This window comes from Psychrobacter sp. JCM 18902 (assembly GCF_904846615.1).
Lineage (GTDB): Bacteria > Pseudomonadota > Gammaproteobacteria > Pseudomonadales > Moraxellaceae > Psychrobacter.
In genome coordinates this window covers 1679541-1704540 of the sequence record NZ_CAJHBK010000001.1, presented here as the reverse complement: position 1 = coordinate 1704540, position 25000 = coordinate 1679541, and the positions used below count along the sequence as shown (strand labels likewise).

The 25000-nt window shown below is 42.1% G+C and carries 21 protein-coding genes and 1 other RNA gene; 14 read left to right on the top strand and 8 right to left on the bottom strand.

Going from position 1 to position 25000, the window contains the following annotated elements; translation table 11 throughout:
• Window positions 1-9: 9 nt before the first annotated feature.
• On the top strand, window positions 10-597 hold the full coding sequence (gene orn / locus JMY05_RS06965) for an oligoribonuclease (RefSeq protein ID WP_045446983.1): 588 nt from the start codon (window positions 10-12) through the stop codon (window positions 595-597).
• Window positions 598-730: 133 nt separating this feature from the next.
• Here orn and JMY05_RS06960 read toward each other — a convergent pair whose 3' ends face one another.
• Complete coding sequence (locus JMY05_RS06960; protein WP_045446980.1) at window positions 731-1585, bottom strand: UDP-2,3-diacylglucosamine diphosphatase; 855 nt, start codon at window positions 1583-1585, stop codon at window positions 731-733.
• A 115-nt stretch (window positions 1586-1700) separates the two neighbouring features.
• Entirely contained in the window at window positions 1701-2216 is a 516-nt protein-coding gene (locus tag JMY05_RS06955) for a peptidylprolyl isomerase (RefSeq protein WP_045446977.1), read from the bottom strand.
• A 273-nt stretch (window positions 2217-2489) separates the two neighbouring features.
• On the opposite strand from JMY05_RS06955, the gene JMY05_RS06950 reads away from it, so the two are divergent.
• The 5 genes from JMY05_RS06950 (at window position 2490) to JMY05_RS06930 (ending at window position 8188) form a co-directional block, all read left to right on the top strand.
• A complete protein-coding gene (locus tag JMY05_RS06950; protein WP_201614620.1) occupies window positions 2490-4229 on the top strand; it encodes a glutamine--tRNA ligase/YqeY domain fusion protein in 1740 nt (579 codons plus the stop codon).
• Window positions 4230-4375: 146 nt separating this feature from the next.
• A complete protein-coding gene (locus tag JMY05_RS06945; RefSeq protein WP_201614618.1) occupies window positions 4376-5137 on the top strand; it encodes a phospholipase D family protein in 762 nt (253 codons plus the stop codon).
• A 240-nt stretch (window positions 5138-5377) separates the two neighbouring features.
• Complete coding sequence (locus tag JMY05_RS06940; protein WP_045446971.1) at window positions 5378-6016, top strand: peroxiredoxin; 639 nt, start codon at window positions 5378-5380, stop codon at window positions 6014-6016.
• Between the two features lie 234 nt (window positions 6017-6250).
• Window positions 6251-6913, top strand: coding sequence for a glutathione S-transferase family protein (locus JMY05_RS06935; protein ID WP_045446968.1), 663 nt, complete (start codon window positions 6251-6253; stop codon window positions 6911-6913).
• 294 nt (window positions 6914-7207) lie between these two features.
• Window positions 7208-8188 (top strand): META domain-containing protein, encoded by a 981-nt coding sequence (locus JMY05_RS06930; RefSeq protein ID WP_201614616.1) that lies wholly within the window; start codon window positions 7208-7210, stop codon window positions 8186-8188.
• Between the two features lie 130 nt (window positions 8189-8318).
• On the opposite strand, the gene ruvC is transcribed toward JMY05_RS06930, so the two are convergent.
• On the bottom strand, window positions 8319-8903 hold the full coding sequence (gene ruvC, locus JMY05_RS06925; RefSeq protein ID WP_045446965.1) for a crossover junction endodeoxyribonuclease RuvC: 585 nt from the start codon (window positions 8901-8903) through the stop codon (window positions 8319-8321).
• Window positions 8904-9157: 254 nt separating this feature from the next.
• Here ruvC and JMY05_RS06920 point away from each other — a divergent pair, with 254 nt between their 5' ends.
• On the top strand, window positions 9158-9778 hold the full coding sequence (locus JMY05_RS06920; RefSeq protein ID WP_055123798.1) for an FxsA family protein: 621 nt from the start codon (window positions 9158-9160) through the stop codon (window positions 9776-9778).
• Window positions 9779-9918: 140 nt separating this feature from the next.
• Here the strand turns inward: JMY05_RS06920 and ssrS are convergent.
• Window positions 9919-10114, bottom strand: a non-coding RNA gene (ssrS, locus tag JMY05_RS06915) — 6S RNA.
• A 261-nt stretch (window positions 10115-10375) separates the two neighbouring features.
• On the opposite strand from ssrS, the gene gpmI reads away from it, so the two are divergent.
• Both gpmI and JMY05_RS06905 read left to right on the top strand, forming a co-directional pair.
• Window positions 10376-12034, top strand: coding sequence for a 2,3-bisphosphoglycerate-independent phosphoglycerate mutase (gpmI, locus tag JMY05_RS06910; RefSeq protein WP_201614614.1), 1659 nt, complete (start codon window positions 10376-10378; stop codon window positions 12032-12034).
• Window positions 12035-12385: 351 nt separating this feature from the next.
• On the top strand, window positions 12386-13888 hold the full coding sequence (locus JMY05_RS06905) for a S41 family peptidase (protein WP_201614612.1): 1503 nt from the start codon (window positions 12386-12388) through the stop codon (window positions 13886-13888).
• 75 nt (window positions 13889-13963) lie between these two features.
• Here JMY05_RS06905 and JMY05_RS06900 read toward each other — a convergent pair whose 3' ends face one another.
• From JMY05_RS06900 to JMY05_RS06890, 3 genes are all read right to left on the bottom strand, one after another.
• Window positions 13964-15679, bottom strand: coding sequence for a sigma 54-interacting transcriptional regulator (locus JMY05_RS06900; RefSeq protein ID WP_201614610.1), 1716 nt, complete (start codon window positions 15677-15679; stop codon window positions 13964-13966).
• A gap of 100 nt (window positions 15680-15779) precedes the next feature.
• Window positions 15780-17573, bottom strand: a complete 1794-nt coding sequence (locus tag JMY05_RS06895) for a sensor histidine kinase (RefSeq protein WP_045446962.1) — start codon at window positions 17571-17573, stop codon at window positions 15780-15782.
• 195 nt (window positions 17574-17768) lie between these two features.
• On the bottom strand, window positions 17769-18404 hold the full coding sequence (locus tag JMY05_RS06890; RefSeq protein ID WP_055123802.1) for a response regulator: 636 nt from the start codon (window positions 18402-18404) through the stop codon (window positions 17769-17771).
• A 426-nt stretch (window positions 18405-18830) separates the two neighbouring features.
• Here JMY05_RS06890 and JMY05_RS06885 point away from each other — a divergent pair, with 426 nt between their 5' ends.
• Window positions 18831-19919, top strand: a complete 1089-nt coding sequence (locus JMY05_RS06885; RefSeq protein WP_045451193.1) for a serine hydrolase — start codon at window positions 18831-18833, stop codon at window positions 19917-19919.
• Between the two features lie 172 nt (window positions 19920-20091).
• On the top strand, window positions 20092-20760 hold the full coding sequence (locus JMY05_RS06880) for a thiamine phosphate synthase (protein WP_201614608.1): 669 nt from the start codon (window positions 20092-20094) through the stop codon (window positions 20758-20760).
• 48 nt (window positions 20761-20808) lie between these two features.
• Here JMY05_RS06880 and JMY05_RS06875 read toward each other — a convergent pair whose 3' ends face one another.
• Window positions 20809-21138: a TraR/DksA family transcriptional regulator gene (locus JMY05_RS06875; protein WP_045446956.1), complete on the bottom strand. Its 330-nt coding sequence runs from the start codon at window positions 21136-21138 to the stop codon at window positions 20809-20811.
• Between the two features lie 355 nt (window positions 21139-21493).
• On the opposite strand from JMY05_RS06875, the gene JMY05_RS06870 reads away from it, so the two are divergent.
• The 3 genes from JMY05_RS06870 (at window position 21494) to fba (ending at window position 24948) form a co-directional block, all read left to right on the top strand.
• Window positions 21494-22708, top strand: coding sequence for a phosphoglycerate kinase (locus tag JMY05_RS06870; RefSeq protein WP_201614606.1), 1215 nt, complete (start codon window positions 21494-21496; stop codon window positions 22706-22708).
• 259 nt (window positions 22709-22967) lie between these two features.
• Window positions 22968-23354 carry a hypothetical protein gene (locus JMY05_RS06865; protein ID WP_045446952.1) on the top strand — a complete coding sequence of 129 codons (387 nt, stop codon included), beginning with the start codon at window positions 22968-22970 and terminating at the stop codon, window positions 23352-23354.
• A 556-nt stretch (window positions 23355-23910) separates the two neighbouring features.
• Window positions 23911-24948 (top strand): class II fructose-bisphosphate aldolase, encoded by a 1038-nt coding sequence (fba, locus tag JMY05_RS06860; protein WP_045446949.1) that lies wholly within the window; start codon window positions 23911-23913, stop codon window positions 24946-24948.
• Window positions 24949-25000: the final 52 nt, after the last annotated feature.

Here is a 25000-nt window from a genome sequence, read left to right as displayed (position 1 = left end):
GGATGTTTTATGAGTACCGGTGACCACCCCAACAAGATTAAAATTAGAAACCAAGGCAAAAAAGGGCTGGTATGGATTGACCTAGAAATGACCGGGCTGGATACCTTGAATGACGAGATTATCGAGATTGCTACCGTTGTCACTGATGAAGATTTGAATGTCCTTGCCGAAGGGCCAGTGTTCGCTATAAAAGTATCGGATCAAACGTTAAATAAAATGGATGATTGGAATACCAAGCAGCATGGTCAGTCAGGATTGGTCGACCGTGTCCGCCGTAGTACCGTGACATTGGCAGAGGCCGAAGCTGAAACCATTAAGTTTCTCAATAAATGGGTCGATAGTGGTAAGTCGCCAATGTGCGGCAATTCCATCTGCCAAGATCGCCGCTTTATGGCGCGTCAAATGCCGGAATTAGAAAAATTCTTCCATTATCGCAATCTGGATGTGTCGTCAATCAAAGAGCTTTGCTTCCGCTGGCGTCCTGATATTCTCAGAAACTTTGAAAAAGGTGGCAGTCACTTAGCGTTAGATGACATTCGTGATTCTATTCGTGAGCTAAAGCATTATCGTCAGCATTTCTTTAAATTAATACCGTAAATTAAGAGTTGAGCGATCAATAGTTTGACACTTAGATTCGCGTCAATCATGCAGTGTCATTTATATAAAAAAAGGTCTGTTGATAATTCAACAGACCTTTTTTATTGTTCAGAGGCGCTCAAAAAAAATGACATTAAATGAGCGATTTAAATTCAATCAATCTAAATTCAGCAGCATTACTACTAAAACTGTCATTTGAATGCTCGTCGCCTGTCACTGCGCCAATCACCGCACTTACTTTTGGCTGGCGTGTATTGCTATCGAGCAATCGCCAGTCGCCGAGCACGTAGCGTTTTTTATCAGTGGTAGCCTGATGAATATCTGGACGATGGGTGTGACCATGTAGTAATGCATCGCTATCAGCCACTGCTTGTATCACTGCATCTTTATTGACATCCATGATATGCGCCGCTTTATTGGCATTATTCTGCTGGCTCTTTTGCCGCATTTTATCTGCGATAGCCAAGCGTTTTTCTAGTGATTTATTGAGCAAATACCACTGGGTTAACCGATTACGCATGATTTTGCGAAAAAACTGATATTTTTTATCATCAGTACACAAGGCATCACCGTGCTCTAGACGATAATTTTGCTGACCGACAGTCAAAGTATACGGCTCATAAATAAGCTCGCCACCAAATAGATTGCAGAATGGCTGACCTAACAAAAAATCACGGTTGCCATGCATGACCAAAATCTCACAACCAGCTACCCGTAGTTTTTTTAATTTAACGATAAGCGGAGTGAGCCAATGACTTTGTCGTTCTTCTTCGGATAAAGACAAATAAAAATCATCACCGAGCCAAACTTCAAACCAATCACCTAAGATAAACAAGCGTTTGAGCGCAGGCAGAGCCAGGCAATCATCAAGCAGCGCCAAAAAAGCCTGCACCAAGGCAGGCTCTTCAGGCGATAAATGCAAATCGCTAATCAATACTTGCCGCACCTCATGAGGGCGGGTGGTAATTAGGTGGTCAAAACTTTGCATTTATCCTTATCCTCGTAATTTTAAACAGCAACGACTCATAAGCTTTTACAGACTCATCGCTACTGAGTAATAACTATTGAAGAATGATTACTGAGAGACAGTTATTTAGTAGCAGTTACTTAGTAATAATAGTCGCTGAGTTGATAACTACTGGCTCTTTTGGCACATCAGCATGCATGCCGAAACGACCAGTAGGTACGCCGCGCATTTTTTCGATGACGTCCATACCGCTTGTTACTTTTCCAAATACGGTGTAGCCCCAACCTTGCATGTTTTTGCCAGAATGGTTTAGGAAATCGTTGTCTTTTACGTTAACGAAAAACTGGCTGGTTGCTGAATGCGGATCTTGCGTACGCGCCATCGCAATCGTACCAGCGTCGTTTTTTAGACCGTTGTCTGCTTCGTTTTCAACTGGTGCATTGGTCGCTTTTTCATTCATTTCAGCGTCCATTCCGCCGCCTTGAATCATAAATCCGTCAATGATGCGATGGAAAATCGTACCGTCATAATGACCAGATTTTACATAGTTTAAAAAGTTTTCAACGGTTTTTGGTGCTTTTTCTTCATTGAGTTCGATAACGATCGCACCCATATTGGTGTCTAGTTCTACTACTGGTGGCATGTCTACCATGTGATATTCCTCTTTGATTGCAACGCCTAAAATGACGCTGTTAAGTGGTGGCTAAAAAGTTGGTGGTTAAAAAGTTATGGCTAGTCTAACGGCTTTTTTATCTCGTGTCATGTATCAGGCTGTTAATGCGTTCGCAAAAGCTGATAGAATAACGCAACTTTAGCTTTTTATTATCATTTTTAATAACTTGTTTTTAATGATTTGGTTTGAATTTTCCATGCTGCGTGATGGCACGTAGCATGAACTGACAATTTGCGTTAGGAGCAATGCCCGATGAGTGAGCACTCAAGCAACAATGCACAAAAAGACGAACAAAAAAACGATTTTATTCGCAATATCATTCGTGATGATGTCAAGGCGCAAAAATACCCACAAATCGTGACGCGTTTTCCGCCAGAGCCAAACGGCTACTTGCACTTGGGGCACGTAAAATCTATCTGCCTAAACTTTGGCGTGGCCGAAGAGTTTGGTGGTGTTTGTAACCTACGTTTTGACGACACCAACCCAACCGCAGAAAAGCAAGACTTCATCGATAATATCGAAAATGATGTCAAATGGCTTGGATTTGAGTGGGCAGGAGAGGCGCACCATGCGTCAGGCTACTTTGACCAGTTGTATGCATGGGCTGTGAAGTTGATTGAACAGGGTGATGCCTATGTAGACTTGCAGTCACCTGAGCAAATTAAAGAAAACCGAGGCTCATTCAATGAGGCAGGCACAGCGTCACCACATCGTTCTGCCAGTGTTGAAGAAAACTTGAGCCTCTTTAACGACATGAAAGAAGGCAAGTTTGCGGAAGGTAAAGCGGTGTTGCGCGCCAAGATTGATATGGCAAGCCCAAACATGAATATGCGTGACCCTGTCATCTATCGCGTCATGCATCAAGCGCATCACCAAACGGGTGATAAATGGTGCATTTATCCAATGTATGATTTTGCCCATCCGCTCTCTGATGCACTCGAAGGCATTACCCATTCATTGTGTACGCTGGAGTTTGAAGATCATCGTCCATTTTATGATTGGGTCATTGACAAAATTGGCTTTGATGTACCACCGCACCAATATGAATTTAGCCGCTTAAATGTCGATCATACCTTGACCAGCAAGCGTAAGCTTAAACAGTTGGTTGACGAAAATATCGTTAGTGGTTGGGATGATCCGCGTATGCCGACGATCGCAGGCATGCGTCGCCGTGGTTACACACCAGAGGGTTTACGTGATTTCTGTGAGCGTGTTGGTGTAACTAAAGTAGACAGCGTCGTTGACTTTCGCTTATTAGAATTTAGTATTCGCCAATCATTAGAGACGACCACAGGTCGCGGTATGGCAGTGCTTAAGCCATTAAAAGTGACCATTACCAACTTTGCAGAAGCGGTCAGCAGTTGGGAGTCGCAAAAAGCGGACAGCGTTAATGCTCGCTTTGATGATGAAGCGCAAACCTTGTGGTTAACGCAGCCAAACCATCCAAATGTCGATATGGGCGAGCGTGAGATTCCTTTCACTGAAACCTTATATATCGACCAAGGCGATTACGAGATTGAGCCGCCAGCAGGCTATAAGCGTCTATCGCCAGAAAAGCCAGAAATTCGTCTGCGTAACACCTATGTGTTGGCAGTGACCGAACATGTGCTAGATGACGCAGGTAATGTCGTTGAACTAAAAGCGACGATTGATCCGGCGACTTTGGGTAATAATCCTGAAGGTCGTAAGGTTAAAGGCGTGATTCATTGGGTATCGGCTAGCCAAGGTATCCCAGCAACGGTGCGCATGTATGAGCAGTTATTTAGTGTCGAAGACCCAAGTGGCGTCGCTGACGTTCATCAAGCATTGAATCCTAACTCGTTGACTGAACTCAATGCCGTGGTGGAACCGTCATTGGTGAATGCGGACGCAGGCACACGTTTCCAGTTTGAGCGTGAAGGTTACTTTATCTCTGATAGCGAAGACCATAACACTGACAAACCAGTCTTTAACCAAATCGTCAGCTTGCGTGACAGCTATAAGCCAGCTTAATTTATCACTATTAACGGCATTAGCGCTTATTTGAAAAACTACTGAACAATAGTGGTTTGCAAGCTTGCCCATTTCTAGTACGCTAGGGATGGGCTTTTTTGTGCATGATTATAAAGTGATTGATCGTAAGATTTGAGGAAATAATAATGGCAAAATTTTTAAACAGCAGTGGCACGACTTACCATTTAGAAGAATTGATTAAAAATGCGTCTGATAGGTTGATTATCATCAGTCCCTATTTAAAGCTGAATGAGCGTATTAAAGAGCTATTAGAAGACCGTAATCGCCTCAAAATTGATATTAGAATCGTTTATGGCAAGAATGATTTGCACCCAGAAGAAATAAACTGGCTAAAAAATCTGACTTTTATTCGCACCAGCTTTTGCAAAAACTTGCATGCAAAGTGTTATCTGAATGAAAACGAATGCATTATTACCAGTTTGAACCTTTATGAATTTAGCCAAGTCAATAATAATGAAATGGGCGTGCTGATTTATCGTAATGAAGATAGTAAGCTTTATGCCGATACTTATGAGGAGGCACAGCGCATTATTCGTATCAGCGATGAAGTGCGCATGTCGCTTGAAAAAGTGACCGAATCTGATGGTAGGACTGATAATACTGCTACTGCCAGTCATACAATGCCCAGCAATAATGCTAATACAACGGTCGCACCTACTGCTATAGAAGCGGCAACGCCTAATTACTCTAAGCTGACCACAGCAAAGCTTGCCAAAGAGCTGGGTTTTAAGACCCAAGAGTTAAATGATAAGTTGCTTGCAGCGGGATATTTACAAGAGCAAGAAGGTGAGCTTACATTAACAGATGCTGGGCGTGCAGCAGGTGGTACCAGTAAAAAAGGTAAATTCGGTGATTTTTGTTTGTGGGATTCTGGGATGGTGATTTGATTCATTCGTTAAGTCTATGCTAAATTACTTAGTAATAAACAGAATAACCGCATTACAATCCTTCACAAGACAGTCATAACCAGTTTGCTAAGATAAAATAGAATTTTTGCTGACGTGCTTTGAGTTATTGTGTAATATCTGACAGGGCACGTTGATAATAAAAAGTACGTTGATAATAATAGAGCACGCAAATATCTTTGGATATTAGTGCTCATCACTAACATAGCTAAGGAATTAAGCATGGCACATTTACGTTTAGGCGATACCGCACCGAATTTTGACGCTGCAACCACAGAGGGTAATATCAACTTTCATGAGTGGGCAGGCGATAATTGGGTCGTTTTTTTCTCCCATCCAGCTGATTTTACGCCAGTATGTACTACTGAGCTTGGTCGTGCTGCGGCACTGAATGGCGAATTTCAAAAGCGTGGTGTCAAGCCAATCTGTATCTCTGTTGATGGTATCGATGACCATCATGCGTGGGCAAAAGACATTGGTGAGACGCAAGGTACTGAGCTAAATTTTCCAATCATTGCTGATCCGAACAAAGAAGTCGCTGAGCTATATGACATGATGCATCCAAATGCAGATAGCACGCATACGGTACGCAGTGTCTTCATTATTGATCCAAATAAAAAAATACGCTTAACGCTGACCTATCCTGCAAGCTGTGGTCGTAATTTTGACGAGATTATCCGTGTCATTGATGCTCTGCAACTGTCTGATGAATATAACATTGCGACGCCAGTTGACTGGAAAGATGGTGATGATGTCATCATTCCACCAAGTGTCAAAAACGAAGATATCGCGGCTAAATACCCTAAAGGTTATACAGAAATTAAGCCTTATTTACGTACGACGCCTGCACCCAATAAATAAGTAGCATGACTGGATGAATGAAATGAAGCCTCATGACGTAACGTTGTGGGGCTTTTTGTTGTTGAGTCTCTGATCAAAAAAGCAAGCCTAATAAGGCTTTGCTATGATGAGCAGAGTAGGATATAACTGTTGTATAAAGGATGGCCAGTCTTTATCTATCATCAACAGTGTAATAACCATAATAAAACCAGATAGCGTTGAGTCGCTTTTGTCTAATCTTACAAGGAGTTTGCCATGAAAAAACTATACGTCACCCGTACTGCGCCCAATCCACGTAAAGCCCTTATTTTGTTAGCATCAAAAGGCATCGATGTCGATGATATGGATGATGTAGACGTGATTGATATTGATTTTGCTGCCAATGAGCAAATGTCAGACGAGTTCACCAAAATAAATCCAATGCAGACCGTGCCAGTTCTCATACTAGGGGATGGCACGGTACTTAATGACTCACAGGCTGTATGTGAGTATCTCGACCGTGTCTATGGTGAGCGCTCGGTGATGGGGAATGATGTAATACAACGTGCGCAAGTGTGCGCTATGCGCCGCATTGCTGAGTTTGAAGTATTATATAATTTTATGCTGGCTTTTCAGCACAGCCATCCGTCCAAAGCCCAACGTGTTGAGCAAGTCCCAGAGTTTGTCGCGCCATCTGTTGCACGGGCTGTTAAAGCCCTTGCTTATTTTGAGAATATTTTAGAAGGTCGTGAGTATTTGGTTGGTGAACAATTAAGCTTTGCTGATATCGTCCTATATCTCGGTTTGGATTTTGGTAAAGTCCTGAACGTAAATCCGAATGAGCAGGGCGAAAATCTTGCGCGTTTTTATCAAATGATGAATGAGCGTTTCAGTATTAAAAATATGGCAAAAGCCAAAATTGCTCATACAAACGAGTAAGACTAGCGCGAAAAATTAAAAAGGTGACATCATTGATGGTCTTGAATAATTGATGAAATTTCCAATTATCTGAGACCATTGATTTTTTATGGTACTTTTAAATATTAAAATAGCAGTTACGATGAATCCATAAAAATAAACACTTTGTTACAACCATGGTAATCAACGGCGCTATAGTGGTGAATTGTGACGCTTTAATAAAGTGGATATCATCAGCCCCTTATTGTTAAATATTTAACCTGATTTTTCAAATACTTGGACTTAAAAAAGGGATAACCACAAGGTATGACTGCTATGACCTCATCTGTTAAAAAACGGCCAATTCGATTCACTTTACTACCAAGTTTGTTGGCACTAAGCGTTGTTTTAAGTGCTTGCCAAGATACCTCTTTGCCCAATGAAAGTGATGTACAAGAAGGCACTCAGACAAGCGCTGATGCAATAAATGGTGATGGCATAGATATGAACGCTGATGCAGTAACGGATGATATTCAGATGGATAAGATGAGCGCTGAAGAGAAAATGATTGCCAATCTTTCACGTTATCGTTGGACATTGCTGTCTGTAATGGACAAAGGCGCACAGCCATTAAACATGCTGACGGATATTAAAGACCAAGTGCGTTTGTCTTTTAATCAATACCAAGGTGAGAATACGTTAAGTTATAGTGTTGGCTGTAATACCATGAGCGCCGGCTACCAATTGCAAGGTCATACTTTGACTATTGAAGAGGGTATGAGTACGAAAATGTCTTGTGGTGAGCTTGATAAGGCTGAAAATAGTTTAAGTCAGCTGATGCAAGGTGAAAGCCAGTTAACATTAATGAAAGCTAACAGTACTAAAGATGGCGACGCTAAAGACAACAACTCTCAGGATGATAGTCTCAAGGGTGATAAGCCCATATTAACCCAAGTCACCAGTGATGGAGCAACGTTGATTTGGGAAGGTAGGCTTACCTCACAAGCCAAGTATAATAGTAAAGGCGAGACCGTATTTTGGGCAGTAAGCTCGAAAATGATACCTTGCACCGATAATGGCTCAGAGATGTGTCTACAAGTGAAACCCATTACCTATGATGACCAAGGTATTAAAACGAGCGAAGGCAAGTGGGCAGTCTTTACGGGTGAAATCGATGGCTATCAGCATGATGGCATGCACGATGAAGTATTACGTCTACAGCGCTACCCATTAGACAGTGACGATAGCAATAGTACAGAAGGTGAAGAATATGCTTATGTGTTGGATGCAGTGATTGAAAGTGCCGTCGCAGAGTAGTCGGTTTAAGCCGTTGCATTTTTATAGTAAAGCGATTTTATAGCAAAACGATAGTGTAAATAACTTAGACAGTTCGAAAAACACGCGCCATTTAGACGCGTGTTTTTTTATGCTTGTTTTATAAGCGTTCTTAACGCAAGTTCCCCAGATCTTCTTCTGTTAAACGCCAGCGACCTTTTTTCTTAGACGCACCGCGCCCACGCATGGCGCTGTTTAATATTAATTTATTCATGGAATGGCTTGAATGCGCATGACAGATGGCGCAGGCAAGACCGTCGGCGGCATCTTGCTGTGGCACGACATCCAAAGATAATATGCGGCAGACCATCTCTTGCACTTGCTCTTTTGCCGCTGCGCCATAACCGCAAACAGCTTGCTTAATCTGGCGTGCAGTATATTCTGATACTTCTAAGTCTAGAGCAACCATGGCGGCAATAGCAGCACCTCGCGCTTGCCCAAGTTTCAACGCTGAGTCAGGGTTTTCTGCCATAAACACTTGCTCAATGGCAGTATAGATAGGCTCATCAGCATATTTCAAATGATGCTGTGTGATGCGCGTTAAGCCATTAAAAATCCGCTTTAGACGTTCAGGCATCTCTTTGGTATCGGTACGTATGGTACCTGCATCGATATAGGTGAGTTTGTCGCCCGTCTGTTGGACGATGCCATAACCGGTCATGCGCGAACCAGGATCAATTCCAATAATAATTGCCATAATATCCCATCTTGCTTACATTTTATTTTCAATCCTATATAAATCAGATACGGTGTCAGACTCGCTCAGCCTACTACTCGTAGTACTTTTACTCATCTTCCTTGTATCCAAATTATATTGTACCGACTATATGGCTTAAAAATCAGCCTTAAGTTTGATAGTATAGCAATCAATCCCCATATACATCATATGTTAGCCATCTTAATTTGCATGGCGCTCAATTTATTGGTTTTTATTTTATAGGACGACACTTTATGGGTCAGATAGTTGGTATTGCCATTGTTTGGTTTATTATCGAAATGCTACTTTGGTATTTGCTTGCTCAGTTTATGAGTGGTTGGTGGGTATTTATGTGGTTTATTATCGCCGCAGTCATCGGTATCTCCCTCTTGCGTAAAGGGATGGCTGCCCTCAATCCAATGGCGCAGCAAATGAAAGCAGGTGGCATGATGAACCCATCAATGCGTCCGCAAGAATCAACCATGATGAAAAGTGTGGCCATGGCAGCGGCTGGTATTTTGCTACTCATTCCAGGTGTGCTGAGCGATTTACTCGCATTATTGGTGATATTGCCACCCGTGCAAAAGAAGCTCAAAGACTTTGCTAATAATTATGTCATGAATAATCAGCAAAAAATGATGGAAATGATGGCCAAGCAAATGGGTGGACAGATGGGCGGCGGACAAAATCCGTTTGGTGGCATGGGCGGACAAAACCCATTTGGCGGCGCAGGTGGTATGAATAATCAAAATCCGTTCGGTCAACAACAAAACCCGTTTGGTGATGGGTTTAAACAGCATACAACGATTGATGGGACAGCAAAAACCATTCCCAAGGATGTGAAAAAAATCACCAAATCTGCCAATGACGAATAATTAAATTAATAGGCAAGCATAAGAAAAGCCCCTTTCATCAATGATAAAAGGGGCTTTTTAATGGTTATTACTAAGTCTTTATGAAATGGTGGATTATAAGTAAACCTACCAAATATTATTAGAATAGTAATTAACCGAATAGAACAACCGAAGTGCCGCTGTAAGATGGTGACCCATGAACCGTGAAGTTCAGGGCGGATGCGTCACTGCCTCTGCAGGTTTCCTGATACACCGCAAGCGGTGCAGGCATACACAATGAAGCAATAGGTACCACATCCTGGTAAAGCATTATCGGCTCAGGGAATAAACATCTACTAGCCAACACTTCAGAATATAATTATCTTAACGAATGGTTTGAATGATTGCAAGTATGATTTACAGATTAATACGTAGATTTAGAGAGTGGCATTATTGCTATTAAGTTTTAACCGCCTTTTCTACTGTATAAATGTGCCTTAAATAAGTATGCTTTAAACGCTTAAGAGTGGGCGTAAAATGACGATTTTTCAGCTATTTTAAGATGTGTGTTAATATAGAGGGCTTTAAACATCCTAATATAGCATTATAGGCGTTCATTCACTTGAGGAGCGGTAATCCATGACCAATACCCAGCAACAATCAGCATTTATCGATGATAATCAGGCTCAGCTCAATAGTAAGCAAGATGGCGATCAAAATAAAAAAGTGCCGCATGTCTTAATGATATTAGATGGTTTTGGGCATCGTGAAGACGATAAGGATAATGCGATTGCTGCCGCCAATATGCCAAATTTGGATAGGATTTATCAGCAATATCCGCATGGATTGATCTCTGCTTCTGGAGAAGATGTTGGTTTGCCAGATGGGCAGTTTGGCAATTCAGAAGTTGGGCACATGAACTTAGGTGCGGGTCGCGTTCTGTATCAAGATTCGACTCGTATCTCAAGTGAAGTAGCCAATCGTGAATTTTATAAAAACGAAGCCTTAGTCAATGCGGTAAAAGCCGCGAACGAGTTGGGTGGTAACGTCCATATCATGGGTTTGCTGTCAGATGGTGGTGTACATTCGCATCAAGATCACATAGAAGCGATGTGCCACTCGGCGTTAGTGCACGGCGCCAAAAATGTCTTTGTACATTGCTTCTTGGATGGACGCGACACCCCACCTAAGTCGGCGGATAAGTATATTAATCGTCTGCGCGATCATATCAATAAGCTTAATGCTCATTATGAAGGCGGCCGCGTACAGATTGCCAGTATCATTGGGCGCTATTATGCAATGGATCGTGACAATCGCTGGGATCGCGTCCAAAAAGCCTATGAGCTTATCACTGAAGGTAAAGCCAATCGTCTGTCTACGCGTGCAGATGGCGCAGTACAAGCTGCTTATAAGGCACGCGAGACTGATGAGTTTATTAACCCGACCGTAGTGATTGGCCGTGATGAAGTGCCTTATACCGTTGATGACAATGACGCGCTTATCTTTATGAACTTCCGTGCTGACCGTGCCCGTGAGCTGGCGCAAGCCTTTGTATTACCAGATCATGAGTTTTCAGGGTTTGCCCGCAATAAGCAGCCAAAACTTGCGGCATTTGTGATGCTGACCAAATATTCTGATGTTTTAGCAGACAATCCCAAAACTAGCGTTGCTTATTATCCTACGTCGTTGACCAATACGCTTGGCGAGTATTTGCAAGACAATGGTAAAACTCAGCTGCGTATCGCTGAAACTGAAAAATACGCACATGTGACGTTTTTCTTTAGCGGTGGTCGTGAAGAAGAGTATGAGGGTGAAACACGTATTCTCGTACCCTCTCCAGATGTGGCGACTTATGATCTGAAACCAGAGATGAGTGCGCCTGAAGTGACTGATAAATTAGTGGCTGCCATCGAATCAGGCAAATATGACGTGTTAATTGTCAACTATGCCAATGGTGATATGGTCGGGCATACAGGGATTTTTGATGCGGCTGTAAAAGCAGTAGAGGCGCTAGATGTCTGTGTTGGCCGTATTGAGTCAGCGGTACGCGCTGCTGGCGGTGATATGCTTATCACAGCAGATCATGGCAACTGTGAGCAGATGCAAGATTACGAAAGCGGTCAAGTACATACTCAACATACCACTGAACATGTGCCACTCATTTATGTGGGTGAGAAAAAGCTACAAGTACGTAGTCGTGGTAAGTTGAGCGATGTCGCACCGACTATTTTGGCGCTGATGGATATTGAGCAGCCTGCTGAAATGACGGGCGAAAGCTTACTGGTTCCAGCGTTGTAAGTCAGGCATTTAATACTATTATATTGACAACTTACTAGCGTTGTTAGAAGTAATAGAAAGAGGAGAGATATTTATTGTCTCTCCTTTTTTTGATCTGTTTTTTAAGAGATATTTGGCTGACTTTATTATCTTTAAATGTTTGGATAGTGAGAAAAATAAGGGTAAGCATGATATTTCGCCTGCTAAACAAACTTGACACCGCTACTCATCATTTGATGAAATCATATCAGTTATCGTGAATGTTACTTGCAATACTCTCCTAGTCTTAGACTGGCTCTTGATGCTATCTTATGAGATAAATATTTATCCATATATCTATAAAAATAATTCTATTATTAAACGAGTTCTCTTATGCGTTCTATTTATTTTATGCGCTTACCAGTGACGAAGCGATTGGGCAAACAAGCAATGAAGGTATTCACTGCGCCGACTATTTTTAAACCTGCATTGATGATAGGTCTGCTTGGGCTCAGCACTGCCAGTATGTACGCACAAGCAGCGAGGTCACCAGCTAATGCGACCATCAATAATCCCACCGCCAGTCTACAACTGATTAGCTTAAATGCTGATGAGATAGTCACAGAAGATGACACTAATAATTTATCAGATGTCGCTGATATGCTTGAGTCGGCCGACCAAGTTGACGATTCGATAGACAGTGTCGCAGATGAGAGTGCCTTGACCGATGATACGAACGAGATCGATGTCAGTATTCCACCTGAGGTTGCGCAAGTATCATTGAATGCCATTTCTCCAGAAACGCTCAAGACGTTTGTTGCGGTAGTGGATTTGGTACGCCGTGAATATGTAGATGCGGTCAATGATGAAGAGCTGTTCAATAATGCGTTGAGTGGTATGTTGACTAAGCTAGATAGTCATGCTGAATTTTTAGATGCTGAGGCTTATGAAAACCTGCGTGCCTTTACCGAAGGTGATGTGGGCGACGTCGGTATCAAAGTCAATTATCAGCCTACAGATGGCTATTGGGTGATTACAGAAGTTATTGATGCATCGCCTGCAGATAAAAAGGGCATTGCGGTTGGCGATTATTTACATCAAGTCGGTGATTTCAAACTTGATGAAGACAAAGAAAGTAACGATATCGAGCAACTTTTGACAGGGATTGCGGGGACGCAAGTAGATGTTGTCACCTCAAAAGCTGGTCGCCGCAAACATACCACGACCTTGCAGCGTAATAACAGCCACCCTCAAACGGTCGAGGCAAGTCTCATTGACGGTATCGCTGTTATCAAGTTACCTGCCTTTCAAAATAATAGCCGTGAAAAACTATTGGAAGGCTTGATAGATCTAGACGCACCTATTACAGGTATCTTGCTAGATATGCGTGATAATCCAGGTGGGGTGCTAACGTCGGCGGTGAGTGTAGCCAGTTTGTTTATGAGCGACACTGATGTGGTACAAGTAAAGGGTCGTCAAAGTGATACGCGTACGCTATCCACTCAAGGTCTGGCGATACTTGAGTCGTTGCCAGTGGTGGTGCTGCAAAATCGCTATTCTGCGTCAGCGGCAGAGGTGCTGGCCAGTAGCTTACAAGCACAAAAACGTGCCACAATCGTTGGTGAAATTAGCTATGGTAAAGGGTCTGTACAGTCGGTCATCCCACTGAATGATGAGCAGGCTGTCAAACTCACCGTCGCTAACTATATGACAGCGTCAGGCAATAAGATCGATGGAATCGGGGTAGAGCCTGATATGACCTTGTCAGGAAGTGAAAGTACATGGGAGCAGCAAGCGCTTGCTTTACTAAAAACAAAAGCACTTGATTCGGGTATTCGTTTTGTCCGAAAACCTGCCAAAGTTGATCAAGCGGTGGCAGGCAAAAGGGTTCAGTAATGCTCGCTTAAAGACAGGCTATCGCAATATATCAACGTTAAAATATCATTTGTCGTTATTCAAAAATGGCAAATGCTATGGCTCAAATTGATCCTCAGCTATCTCTAGTTTTTTCATGCGATAGCGTAACGAGCGAAAAGTGGTACCTAGTAGTTCAGCTGCTTGCGTTTTATTCCAAGCCGTTTGTTTTAGCGCGGTAATAATCAACTGTTTTTCTTGTTCTTGTAGGTAGTGTTCCAACCCTTGAGAGGGTAACTGACCATCCTTTAATTTGCTTAGAATTGCTTTTTCATCACTTTCTTGCAGAATAGATCGATGAGTGACAGATTCTTCGTGATTGTGACGGGCTGTATGGTTTGGGCTTTCTGCATGATGACTTTCTGAACGCTGTATCATAGAAGGGTAGTGCTGAGCGTTAGTACGATAAGGATGCAAGTTGGTCGTCAATTGCTTGACCTGTGGCGCTATTGTCTCATCCATAGATTGAATGACTTTTTCTCTATTTTCTATCGATTGAGCGACCATTTGATGGTTTGTTTGACGCTCAGAATGTTGAGTATTATTGACAACTGCTGGCTCACTTTTCTGATCTTGAGAGACTGCGCGGTGATGGGTTATATCAATATCAGGCAAACCCAAGTGGCTGATGTCAATGTGCGGTGTCTCTGCTAGGGTTACTGCACGTTCAAGGACGTTACGCAGTTCACGAACGTTGCCCGCAAAGTTATGATCTTGCAAACGCTCGCATGCCTCAACAGTGAGTATCGGTGGATTCTCTAACTGCCATTCATCAGCAATTAATGCTAAAAAGTGCTTGGCTAATACAGGGATATCATCACGACGTGCATTGAGCGTCGGCAGTTTTAACTCAATCACATTGATACGGTAGTACAAATCTTGTCGAAACGCACCGTCTTGTACCAATTGGTTTAAGTTTTTGTGGGTGGCGGACAAGATACGAATATCTACGGGAACCTCTTTGGTATCACCAATGGCTCTCACCGTTTTTTCTTGAATGGCGCGCAGTAGTTTTACCTGCATGGCTAAAGGCAAGTCTGCCACTTCGTCTAAAAATAATGTGCCGCCATTGGCCTGTTGAAACAGCCCTTGTTTGTCAGCGACAGCTCCCGTAAAGCTGCCTTTTTTATGACCAAAGAACTCTGACTCCATTAGCTCTGATGGTATTGCTCCACAGTTTACTGGTACAAAGCTACCATCACGGCGTGGGCTTAAATCATGAATCAATCGGGCAACCACTTCTTTACCAGTACCCGAAGCGCCTGACAAAAATACAGGTGCTTGTGAGCGTGCCAATTTTAAAATAGTATTTTTCAGTGGGTGCATCACCGCAGAATCACCAATGAGTCTACTGTCCAGCAGTTTTTGTTCGGGTGAGCATTCGGCTGTGGCTTTTGCTTCATTATCTTGATGAATAACTTTTAAAGCATTTTCCACCAGTTGACGTAGGCGCGGTAACTCAAGAGGTTTATTCACAAAGTCGAAAGCACCAAGTTTCAAGGCTTCAATGGCAAGATCCATACTGCCGTGAGCAGTAATCACGGCAATGGGCGTACTAGAGCTATTACTGATTTCTTTTACCAACTCTAGTCCTGACCCATCAGGCAGCTTTAAATCGGTCAGGCAAAAATCGTAATCATTGTCTTGCCAGTATGATCTTGCTTGTGACAGAGTATATGCTACATCACTTTTAATACCCATTTTGGTCAAAGTAATTTGCATCAATCGGCACAGATCCACTTCGTCATCAACGACTAGCGCGGTTGTTGTCATACATCATCTCATCGTATTCAATAGCTATAAAATGGTAAAAACCAAGAGGCCTTAATGGCAAAGTATTCTATGTAATGTTAATACTTGGTAACGTTAATATTTATAAAATAGTGGTATTAACATTATGTTCAGTTTTATTTACATGAGTATCAGCACCAATAGCAGGTGCTATCAAGCGAAAACAGGTTTTCTCATGTTCAGGAATATAAAGCAAGCGAGTTTGGTTGGCCTCACAAAAAGCTTGTGATAAATACAGCCCCAAGCCTGTCCCTGCTTGGTCTGTCGTAAAAAAAGGATTAAATAAATGTTCTAAGTCTTTGGTGCTAACCCCACGACCAGCATCCAAGATATCAATTATAACATCGTTATCCGCACAATAAATCTCGATTTCCACATAGGCATGAGGGTGGGCGTAGCTACTGTAGCGCAAGCCATTGTTAATTAAATTGATTAAGACTTGTTCTAGTTGATGTGTGTCGAATGATATGGTCGGTTGTGTTTTTACGTGTAGAAAAACATCGTGTCCTTGAAAGTAATTCTCTAAAAATGTTGGCATCCAGTCTGCCAATATAATCGCTTGCTGGTTTGCAGTTTGCTGGCGAGACAATTTTAGTACATCTTCGATAATGCGATTCACGCGTTTTGTTTGTGAAAATATTATTTGATAAAGCTCATGATTCGCTGCCATATCATCACTTGAAATAGTCGGCGTTATCGTATTATCTGCTGTATCGACTTCTAGATTGGCTTCTATAACATCTTCCATTAATAATTGGCTGGCTTGTGATATCGCTGCCAAAGGATTCCTTATTTCATGGGCGATGCTCGCCGTCAATTGCCCTAAAGAAGCCAGTTTCAATTGTTGGGCGCTGGCTTGCTCGCGGCGTAAATCCTCTAACATTATCAATTTACTGTCATCTTTCAATGGAATGATTTGTACGCGCAGTTTACCGAATATGGAAGCGTTTGCGACTGCAGGCAAATCATAAATAAAGGTGCGTGATTGGCCTACCGCTACTGACAAACAGGCTTTAAATAGCTGAGTATGTTGTTGGCCAAGCTGCTGCTGAAAGTTAGATAAGAGTGCACTGCGAGTATTGTTTCGAGTATCTTTTGTATCAATAGAGGTGCTGTGCAATGATGCGGAAGGGCTGTGTGAAAGGCTAAGTAATTGGTGAGCGGCAAGGTTTGCTAAAACGATATGCTGTTTATCGATGACGATGACACCATTAACCATTTGCGTGATGACTTCTTGGTTGATGACGTTTAATCGTTCAACTTCTTTAGCGTGACTCGCTGCTACTTTTTCAAGTTGTACCAAACGCTGTGAGATGGACCAGCTCAAACCACCAACCGCCAAAAAGCTGGCTGACATGAGCAATGCGTCCCCTAAATTTGCTAAGCTCATGCTATTGGCAATGGCATAAAAGAATTGCTGATAAATGACAAAAATAATAGCGAGTAGGGTAATAATTAAGGCTTGTGAGCCGTGTAGCAACATAAAACTCGCTGCGACGACCACCATATATAACATGGTCAACTGTAAATCAGGCGCACCCGCTGTATATAGTAATAAGCTTAATATAATGACGTCTAATACTAAACCAAAGGCTAACTGTCGCCGCATTTGCTGATTAACGACATAAAACAAGCCAAGTAAAATAAGGCTAAGCAGGAAATAAAAGCTAAGGGTTGTTTGTTGTAAAAAGCTTGGTAGAGAGAGGCTGTTGTCAGAGTGAGCGGTGATATACACCATCAGTAAAGAAAACAGACTAACAGCAAAGCGGTAACTGCTATAAATAAGCCCCAACCTGCGCAATTGAGGTAGAGATAGCGTGTCATCACGATGCAAATAGTGAGTAACAGCAGAGACGATATTAGTAGCAGGCTTCATAGATTGACCGCAATAAGGGAACAGTTGCTAGGGCGTGTCCTCATTTTAAAAATAGGGATAAAATGAGATAAATTACAATCAAACAAGGAAGATATCGCCATTAATATCGGGATATTTGACGATACTTGATAAAATTTAGCCATTTTCAGCCCATGTAAATGTCCATCAATTGAACTGAGGACACGCCCTAATGAGTTATGGCTGAATTAGACCATGACGAATGGCCAAATGTGTTAACTTCACATCGCTATCAACCCCAACTTTCTCATAAATACGATAGCGGTAAGTGTTGATGGTTTTGACACTCACAAATAGTTGGTCAGCGATTTGCTGCGGGCTTTGACAGTTAACGACCATCATTGCCACCTGTTTTTCGCGATCACTCAGTAAGTCAAAGGGTGAGTTGGCATTATCTGACAGCAAAACATCAGCCAGTTGCTCAGCGACATCTTGGCTAAAATAACGACCACCCTGATAGATTTTTTTGACAGCGCGAATCATCTCATCGAGCGGCGTGCCCTTCGTAATATAGCCATTGACCCCCGCTTTGATAAGCATCGAAGGATACGGCTGCGCTGACATACTGCTGACGGCCAATATTTTGATACCCATATCCAGCTGAATTAAGCGTTTGGTTGCTTCAAGGCCACCAATATTAGGCATATTGACATCAAGCAAAACCACATCAGGGCGCAATTGTTTGGCCAATTTGATGGCCATGTCACCGCTGTCCGCTTCGCCGATTACTTCGATATCGATACTATCTGACAACATGCGGCTAATACCCATTCTCACCAAATCATGATCATCTACTACCAGTACTTTAATCATAACGATACTCTTTGTTGTTTGTCAGAATGAAGGCTTTTATTGACGCTAAATGACAAAAAATAAAATCATTAGAGTCGTTTTTTTAGTTTTTGAAAAAATAAAATATTGCTAATCTTTTAGATAAATACCATTGTTTAATATAACAAAAAGCGAATAATCACAGTGTTCAAAGTTAAGATATATTGCTGCAATGTGAGTCAATGTTTCTGTAATATAAAGTGGTTGTAGTAAAATTTGAATTACACCAAAATAAATTATTAAATCAGCTTGATACATTAAACTTAAATGCAAACCATGATACACTAAAAATACAAAAACTCTATACGAGTACTTATAAACCCATTCATAAACGCTACGTACGTTGTTGCTATAGGTTAGTATGTAACTGATTCTCTAATTAACAGCATCGTGACAGCAGGAGGCATAATGAAGCAACTACCATTAACCAAACAGCAATTAATCGCTGCTATGATTTCATTGAGTTTGGGCAGTGTTGCACAAGCCGCACTTACTATTAATGGTAGCGCTGACACTAGCTCTAGTGCTCGCATGAGTTGGGGCGGTGCTGATAGTTTATCTGAAGCACGCAATATTATGTACAAATCCAAAGGTTCAGCTATCAAGAAAGTTGATAGTGGCAATGGTACGACCAGTATCACCAACGCCAATAGCTTCGGTAGTAGTAATAACAGTTACAATAGCAGTAATAGCTACAATACAACGTATCGTGGCTCATTTGGCAGCAGTAACATGATACCAATCAGCACTGATTCGCGTAGTGTTGCGGTCATCGATGCTGAAACGGGCGAATCTATTTATGAAAAAGATGCTGACATTGCGCGCCCAATGGCCAGTATCTCTAAAGTGATGACGGCCATGGTCGTATTGGACGCCGGTCTCGATATGCGTGAAGAGCTCACACTCGATCCAGAAGATTTCGTCGGCCCTAAGCGTGCCAGCTCTAACCTTAAATCAGGCGATCGTTTGAATCGTGCTGAGATGTTGCTGATGGCATTGATGAAATCAGAAAATCCAGCAGCAAAGAGTTTAGCGCGTAATTATCCAGGTGGCTATACTGCCTTTATACGTGCCATGAATCGCAAAGCTCAAGATCTGGGTATGACCACGGCTTTCTTTGGTGATCCAACGGGTCTTGATAAGCGCAACGTCGCTTCATCAAATGACTTGGTTAAAATGGTTCGTGCGGCGGGTAACTATGACGTAATTCGTCGTTTCTCGACCACTAAGAGCTATGACTTTTATGTTTCTAACTACTCAAGTGGTAACCGTACTTATAAAGCCAATAACACCAGTAGCTTGGTTCGTGCCGGTGATTATCCAATTGGTATCTCAAAAACAGGTTTCATCAATGAAGCTGGTCGTTGTGTAGTAATGGAAACACGTGTGAATAACCGCCCAGCAATTATCGTCATCTTAGGAGCGAACAGCTCAGCCACACGTTGGGGTGATGCCAAAAATATTCTAAACAGTTTAGCGACACGCCGCACGGTATAACTTTACTGTTTTAGCATTTATAAAAAAGGCTGTTATTCGATATAACAGCCTTTTTATTGTGTTGAATTTAAGGTGTGTCTTCAATTTAATCAATGGACTTCTAAATGGGCTAAAAATTTATCTCATTTTTATCTCCATTTTTAAAATGAGGACACACTCTAGGAAAAATAATATGACTCAAACATCGACTGTTATATCAGCGCCAAAATTATATTTACTGACCAATGACGATGAGTTTGCGCTGCTGTATCGCAAATTAGAAGCAGCACTAGCAACAGGATTCATCGCGCTATTACAAATTCGTCGCAAGCAGATATTGGCGCTACCTGATGGTGAGTCTCGTCTATACGAAGAGGCTAGACAAATAGTTGAGTTGGCGAAAGCGTACAACGTACCAGTCGTCATCAACGACAATATTAAATTGGCTGCCAAGCTCGGCGTTGGTGTGCATTTGGGTCAACAAGATGGCGAAGTCACTGATGCTAAGGACGAAATCCAACCAAATCAAGTGATCGGACGCACTTGTCATGGCAAGATAGAACTGGTTGAAGAAGCAAAAAACGAGGGCGTAAGCTATGCCGCTATGGGTGCGATTTTTACCTCAAATACAAAACCTAACGCCAATATTATCTCGCGCCAGCAGCTCATAGATGGCTGTCAGCAAAATATAGCGATATGTGTCATCGGTGGCTTGACGGCAGAAAATGTCACCGAGCTGGCAGGTTTTCCCATTACTTACGTGGCGGTCGTTGGGGATATTATGGATTTACCTGTGGATCAAATCGCTGCGCGCTGTAAACAATGGCAGCAGGCGTTCTCTCAATGGAAAACGCCTACTTGATCACTAGAACTTTGACTTGGAATGGATGTCTTAGAGTAAAATGAGTCGTTATTCAGCATGTTCCATACATAGGGTAGCGTAAGGCAGTGCTTGTAAGCGTTGTTCTTCAATTTGCTCGCCGCAGACTTCACATTTACCATAAGTACCGTTCTCAATACGGCTTAATGCATTTTCGACATAGATCAAACTTTGACGGGCTTCAACCATCAAATTTGTACGCATGTCGTTTTGACGATAAGAGATGGCTTGGTCTTCCCAATGCTCATTGAGGTCGTCTTGCGGGTTTTGGATATGATCTTCAATTTTATCGATACGAGTCTCATATTCTTCTTTAAGTGTCAGTAGGTTTTGTTTGGCAGCTTGAAGGTCGATACTCATTGGGTTCTCCTAATGGGTTATTTTTATTGTGGGTATTATTCATTATCAGTGCTAATAGCATCTTAAACAGCCTTATTACTAAGTGCCACCACGAAATGTTACTGATTTTTATTAAAGTTTAGCCATTTGTCTTATTTTTATCCCTATTTTTAAAATAAGAATACGCCTGAGTAAAATTTAATAGTGCGTTCTTTATGAGCACTTGCTAGAAAACTGCTAGAATACACCGCCTCAAATTCTTGCTTGGTTACTTTTATAAAGCCACAGACAAGAGCAGCCGATTTGATAAATATTTTCAGCAATAACTAAAAAGCCAACCGATAGATTAACAAGAGATGATGCATAGGAGCAGGTAATGAATTTTTTGCGTATGAGTGAGCTGAGCTTAACGGATAAAGTGGTGTTAATTCGTGAAGATCTCAATGTGCCTATTAAAAACGGTAAAGTCGCCAGTGATGCACGCCTGCAAGCCAGTTTGCCTACGATTAAGATGGCGTTAGAAAAAGGCGCGGCCGTTATTGTTTGTTCACACTTAGGTCGTCCAACTGAAGGCAGTCCTGAATCGATATATTCGCTAGCACCAGTTGCTGAGTATTTAAGCGATAAATTAGCCACAGAGTTATCAAAGCCCGTTAGCTTAAACAATGACTACCTTACTGAAGGCGTGGCAATTCAAGCAGGCGAGGTCGTGCTATTAGAAAACGTGCGCTTTAATCAGGGCGAAAAGAAAAACGATGCGGATTTAGCACAGAAGTACGCTGACTTATGCGATGTATTCGTGATGGATGCATTTGGCACCGCACATCGTGCGCAGGCCTCAACAGAAGGCGTTACCCAAGCTATGCATCGAGCAGGAAAAGCAGCTTGTGCAGGACCTTTATTGGCGGCTGAGCTTGATGCGTTAAGCTTGGCACTTGAAACCCCAGCACAGCCAATGTTGGCAATCGTTGGTGGTTCAAAAGTATCGACAAAGCTAGAAGTGCTGCACAGTTTGTCTGAATTATGTTCGCAGATTATCGTTGGTGGCGGTATTGCGAATACCTTCCTAGCCGCGCAAGGTCATAGCGTTGGTGCATCACTTTATGAAGCGGACTTGGTTGAGACAGCTCGTGACATTATGACCAAGACTGAGATTTTATTACCTGAGTATGTTGTCGTTGCTGATAAAAATGAGATTGATTTTGCTGACTTCACAGGCTCATTACAACAAGCCACTGCGACCATCAAATCTGTCGATGCGATTGGCGAAAATGACATGATATTGGATATCGCTCCAAAAAGTGCTAAGCAATTAGCGGATGCTATTATCAATGCAAAAACCATTTTATGGAATGGTCCGGTCGGTGTTTTTGAAGTCGATGCTTTTGGTCAGGGCACACAAATCATAGCAAATGCCGTTAAAAACAGCGAAGGATTTTCGATCGCTGGTGGTGGTGATACGCTTGCTGCAATTGATAAATATCAAGTGGCAGATGGCGTTAGCTACATGTCAACAGGTGGTGGCGCATTTTTAGAGTTTGTAGAAGGCAAGGTATTGCCTGCGGTTGCTGCTCTACAGATTGATGCGTAACGCTTTAACGATATTTAGCAGATGAGTAACATTAGCCGTACAATTTAGCCTCACCATCTCATGTACGCTGTATCAATAATATTTTGGCTACTATTCTTATGTTATTGTTTTAAGAGAAATAAGAGTCAGTGGCCACTCATTATTATTAAGTAGTAATTATTTGTTTCTATACTGAAAATTATGATTGCATGTCTAATTTGCACTCTATAAAATAGCGCAAATCATGTATTTGACATGCTTTATTTATGAGGGATTTATTATGTTAAAACGCCATTTATTACTTGCTAGCGTACTTGCTGGTACTTTTGCAATCACTGCATGTAGCCAACAAACAGAAGAGAACGCCGAAGCTGCTGTTGAGTCTGCTGGTGATGATGTTGCTGCTAACGCTGATACTGCCGCTGCTGAAACAGAAGCCGCTGCTGCTGAAGCTGAAGTTGCTGCACAAAATGCTGGTACTGAAGTTGCCGAAGGCGCTGAAACTGCCGGTGTTGCTGCTACAGATGCACTAAAAAACACTGGTGAAGCAGTTGTGGTAGGCGCAAATGAAGCCGTTGCTAAAACTGCTGAAGTGGTTGCCGATGGCGCATCTGCTGTTGAGAATAAAGCCAGTGAAAACGCAGTAGAAGCAGAACAACAGTACTAATCATCAATACATAAGCAACTGAACCTAAGCCATTGATCTACTAATTTATCGATTGATGGATAGCTTATTAAGCTGTTGGTTGCAGGTATTGATTACTGTATAAGTCCTCAAAATATTTAAAAAGCTTTGGTGATAGCCAAGGCTTTTTTGTATTTAAAATCATAATCTAGAGATTAAGGCGTGTCCTCATCTTTAGCGCATTTAAATATCCATTGATTGAATTGAGGGCATGCCCTAGTCAGTCAAAAATATGGTGCACAAGGTTTATCCATTTTTTTCAATTAGCTGCGTATCATATGGAACTTATCAAATTGTTTTATGAAACTCGCTATCATTCTGTTTTATGAATCAAGCAAAGAAAGAAATAGTCGGTTAACCGCTACGAAGCGCTGGCAATTTTTGCTATAATCACGGCGTAATAATTACGATCAAAAAATACCAGTTTTTTGCTGGTCTGACTATTATCAGGCTAGGGTTTTAGGGCAATTGTTGCAACATCGTATTTTTAAGAATGATTTCTTAATATCATATTCAAAATTTAATCAGAGAGCGTCTTATGGCTTTAATATCGTTACGTCAACTTCTAGATCATGCCGCCGAAAATAACTACGGTGTCCCTGCTTACAATGTTAATAATTTAGAGCAGATGCGTGCAATCATGATGGCAGCCGACGCCTGTGATTCTCCTGTTATCGTACAGGCTAGTGCTGGTGCACGCAGTTATGCAGGCTCTGCGTTTTTGCGTCATCTGATTATTGCTGCTATCGAAGAGTGGCCACATATTCCAGTCGTTATGCATCAAGATCATGGTATGTCACCAGCGATTTGCCAACGCTCAATTCAGCTTGGCTTCTCATCAGTAATGATGGACGGCTCGCTCGGTGAAGATGGTAAAACGCCAATGGATTATGATTACAATGCCAGCGTGACTCGCGAAGTTGTCAAGATGGCACATGCGTGCGGTGTTTCAGTAGAAGGTGAAATTGGTTGCTTAGGTAGCCTTGAGACTGGTATGGCTGGTGAAGAAGACGGCTCTGGCGCAGAAGGCGTATTAGATCACGAGCAGCTATTGACCAGTGCTGATGAAGCAGAACAGTTCGTTAAAGACACCAACGTCGATGCGTTAGCCATTGCTATCGGTACCAGTCATGGTGCGTATAAATTCACCCGTCCACCGACAGGCGACATCCTATCGATTGAGCGTGTAAAAGAGATTCATGCCCGTATTCCTAACACGCATTTGGTCATGCATGGCTCGTCATCAGTGCCGCAAGAGTGGTTAAAAGTTATCAATGAAAATGGTGGTAACATTGGTGAGACTTATGGTGTACCGGTTGAGCAAATCGTTGAAGCGATTAAGCATGGTGTGCGTAAAGTAAATATCGATACCGATTTACGTTTGGCATCAACGGGCGCTATTCGTAAATTCCTTGCAGAAAACCCTAGCGAATTTGACCCACGTAAATACTTTAAAGCGTCTATGGTTGCGATGTCAGATATCTGTACCAATCGTTTCGAGGCCTTTGGTTCTGCGGGTCAGGCACATAAAATTCGTCCAATCAGCCTTGAAGGTATGGTCGATTTTTATAAATAAGCATGTCGGTGAGATATGCTTATTTAGTAGCATTTATCATTAAATAGCAGCT

What these genes read in the sequence shown, in the direction of transcription:
- JMY05_RS06880 (WP_201614608.1), top strand. Translation starts at nt 20,092, where the DNA reads ATGACTCAAACATCGACTGTTATATCAGCGCCAAAATTATATTTACTG.
- JMY05_RS06890 (WP_055123802.1), bottom strand. Translation starts at nt 18,404, where the DNA reads ATGATTAAAGTACTGGTAGTAGATGATCATGATTTGGTGAGAATGGGT.
- JMY05_RS06950 (WP_201614620.1), top strand. Translation starts at nt 2,490, where the DNA reads ATGAGTGAGCACTCAAGCAACAATGCACAAAAAGACGAACAAAAAAAC.
- JMY05_RS06960 (WP_045446980.1), bottom strand. Translation starts at nt 1,585, where the DNA reads ATGCAAAGTTTTGACCACCTAATTACCACCCGCCCTCATGAGGTGCGG.
- JMY05_RS06940 (WP_045446971.1), top strand. Translation starts at nt 5,378, where the DNA reads ATGGCACATTTACGTTTAGGCGATACCGCACCGAATTTTGACGCTGCA.
- JMY05_RS06935 (WP_045446968.1), top strand. Translation starts at nt 6,251, where the DNA reads ATGAAAAAACTATACGTCACCCGTACTGCGCCCAATCCACGTAAAGCC.
- JMY05_RS06885 (WP_045451193.1), top strand. Translation starts at nt 18,831, where the DNA reads ATGAAGCAACTACCATTAACCAAACAGCAATTAATCGCTGCTATGATT.
- ruvC (WP_045446965.1), bottom strand. Translation starts at nt 8,903, where the DNA reads ATGGCAATTATTATTGGAATTGATCCTGGTTCGCGCATGACCGGTTAT.
- JMY05_RS06905 (WP_201614612.1), top strand. Translation starts at nt 12,386, where the DNA reads ATGCGTTCTATTTATTTTATGCGCTTACCAGTGACGAAGCGATTGGGC.
- JMY05_RS06895 (WP_045446962.1), bottom strand. Translation starts at nt 17,573, where the DNA reads ATGAAGCCTGCTACTAATATCGTCTCTGCTGTTACTCACTATTTGCAT.
- orn (WP_045446983.1), top strand. Translation starts at nt 10, where the DNA reads ATGAGTACCGGTGACCACCCCAACAAGATTAAAATTAGAAACCAAGGC.
- gpmI (WP_201614614.1), top strand. Translation starts at nt 10,376, where the DNA reads ATGACCAATACCCAGCAACAATCAGCATTTATCGATGATAATCAGGCT.
- JMY05_RS06930 (WP_201614616.1), top strand. Translation starts at nt 7,208, where the DNA reads ATGACCTCATCTGTTAAAAAACGGCCAATTCGATTCACTTTACTACCA.
- JMY05_RS06865 (WP_045446952.1), top strand. Translation starts at nt 22,968, where the DNA reads ATGTTAAAACGCCATTTATTACTTGCTAGCGTACTTGCTGGTACTTTT.
- JMY05_RS06900 (WP_201614610.1), bottom strand. Translation starts at nt 15,679, where the DNA reads ATGACAACAACCGCGCTAGTCGTTGATGACGAAGTGGATCTGTGCCGA.
- fba (WP_045446949.1), top strand. Translation starts at nt 23,911, where the DNA reads ATGGCTTTAATATCGTTACGTCAACTTCTAGATCATGCCGCCGAAAAT.
- JMY05_RS06870 (WP_201614606.1), top strand. Translation starts at nt 21,494, where the DNA reads ATGAATTTTTTGCGTATGAGTGAGCTGAGCTTAACGGATAAAGTGGTG.
- JMY05_RS06955 (WP_045446977.1), bottom strand. Translation starts at nt 2,216, where the DNA reads ATGGTAGACATGCCACCAGTAGTAGAACTAGACACCAATATGGGTGCG.
- JMY05_RS06920 (WP_055123798.1), top strand. Translation starts at nt 9,158, where the DNA reads ATGGGTCAGATAGTTGGTATTGCCATTGTTTGGTTTATTATCGAAATG.
- JMY05_RS06875 (WP_045446956.1), bottom strand. Translation starts at nt 21,138, where the DNA reads ATGAGTATCGACCTTCAAGCTGCCAAACAAAACCTACTGACACTTAAA.
- JMY05_RS06945 (WP_201614618.1), top strand. Translation starts at nt 4,376, where the DNA reads ATGGCAAAATTTTTAAACAGCAGTGGCACGACTTACCATTTAGAAGAA.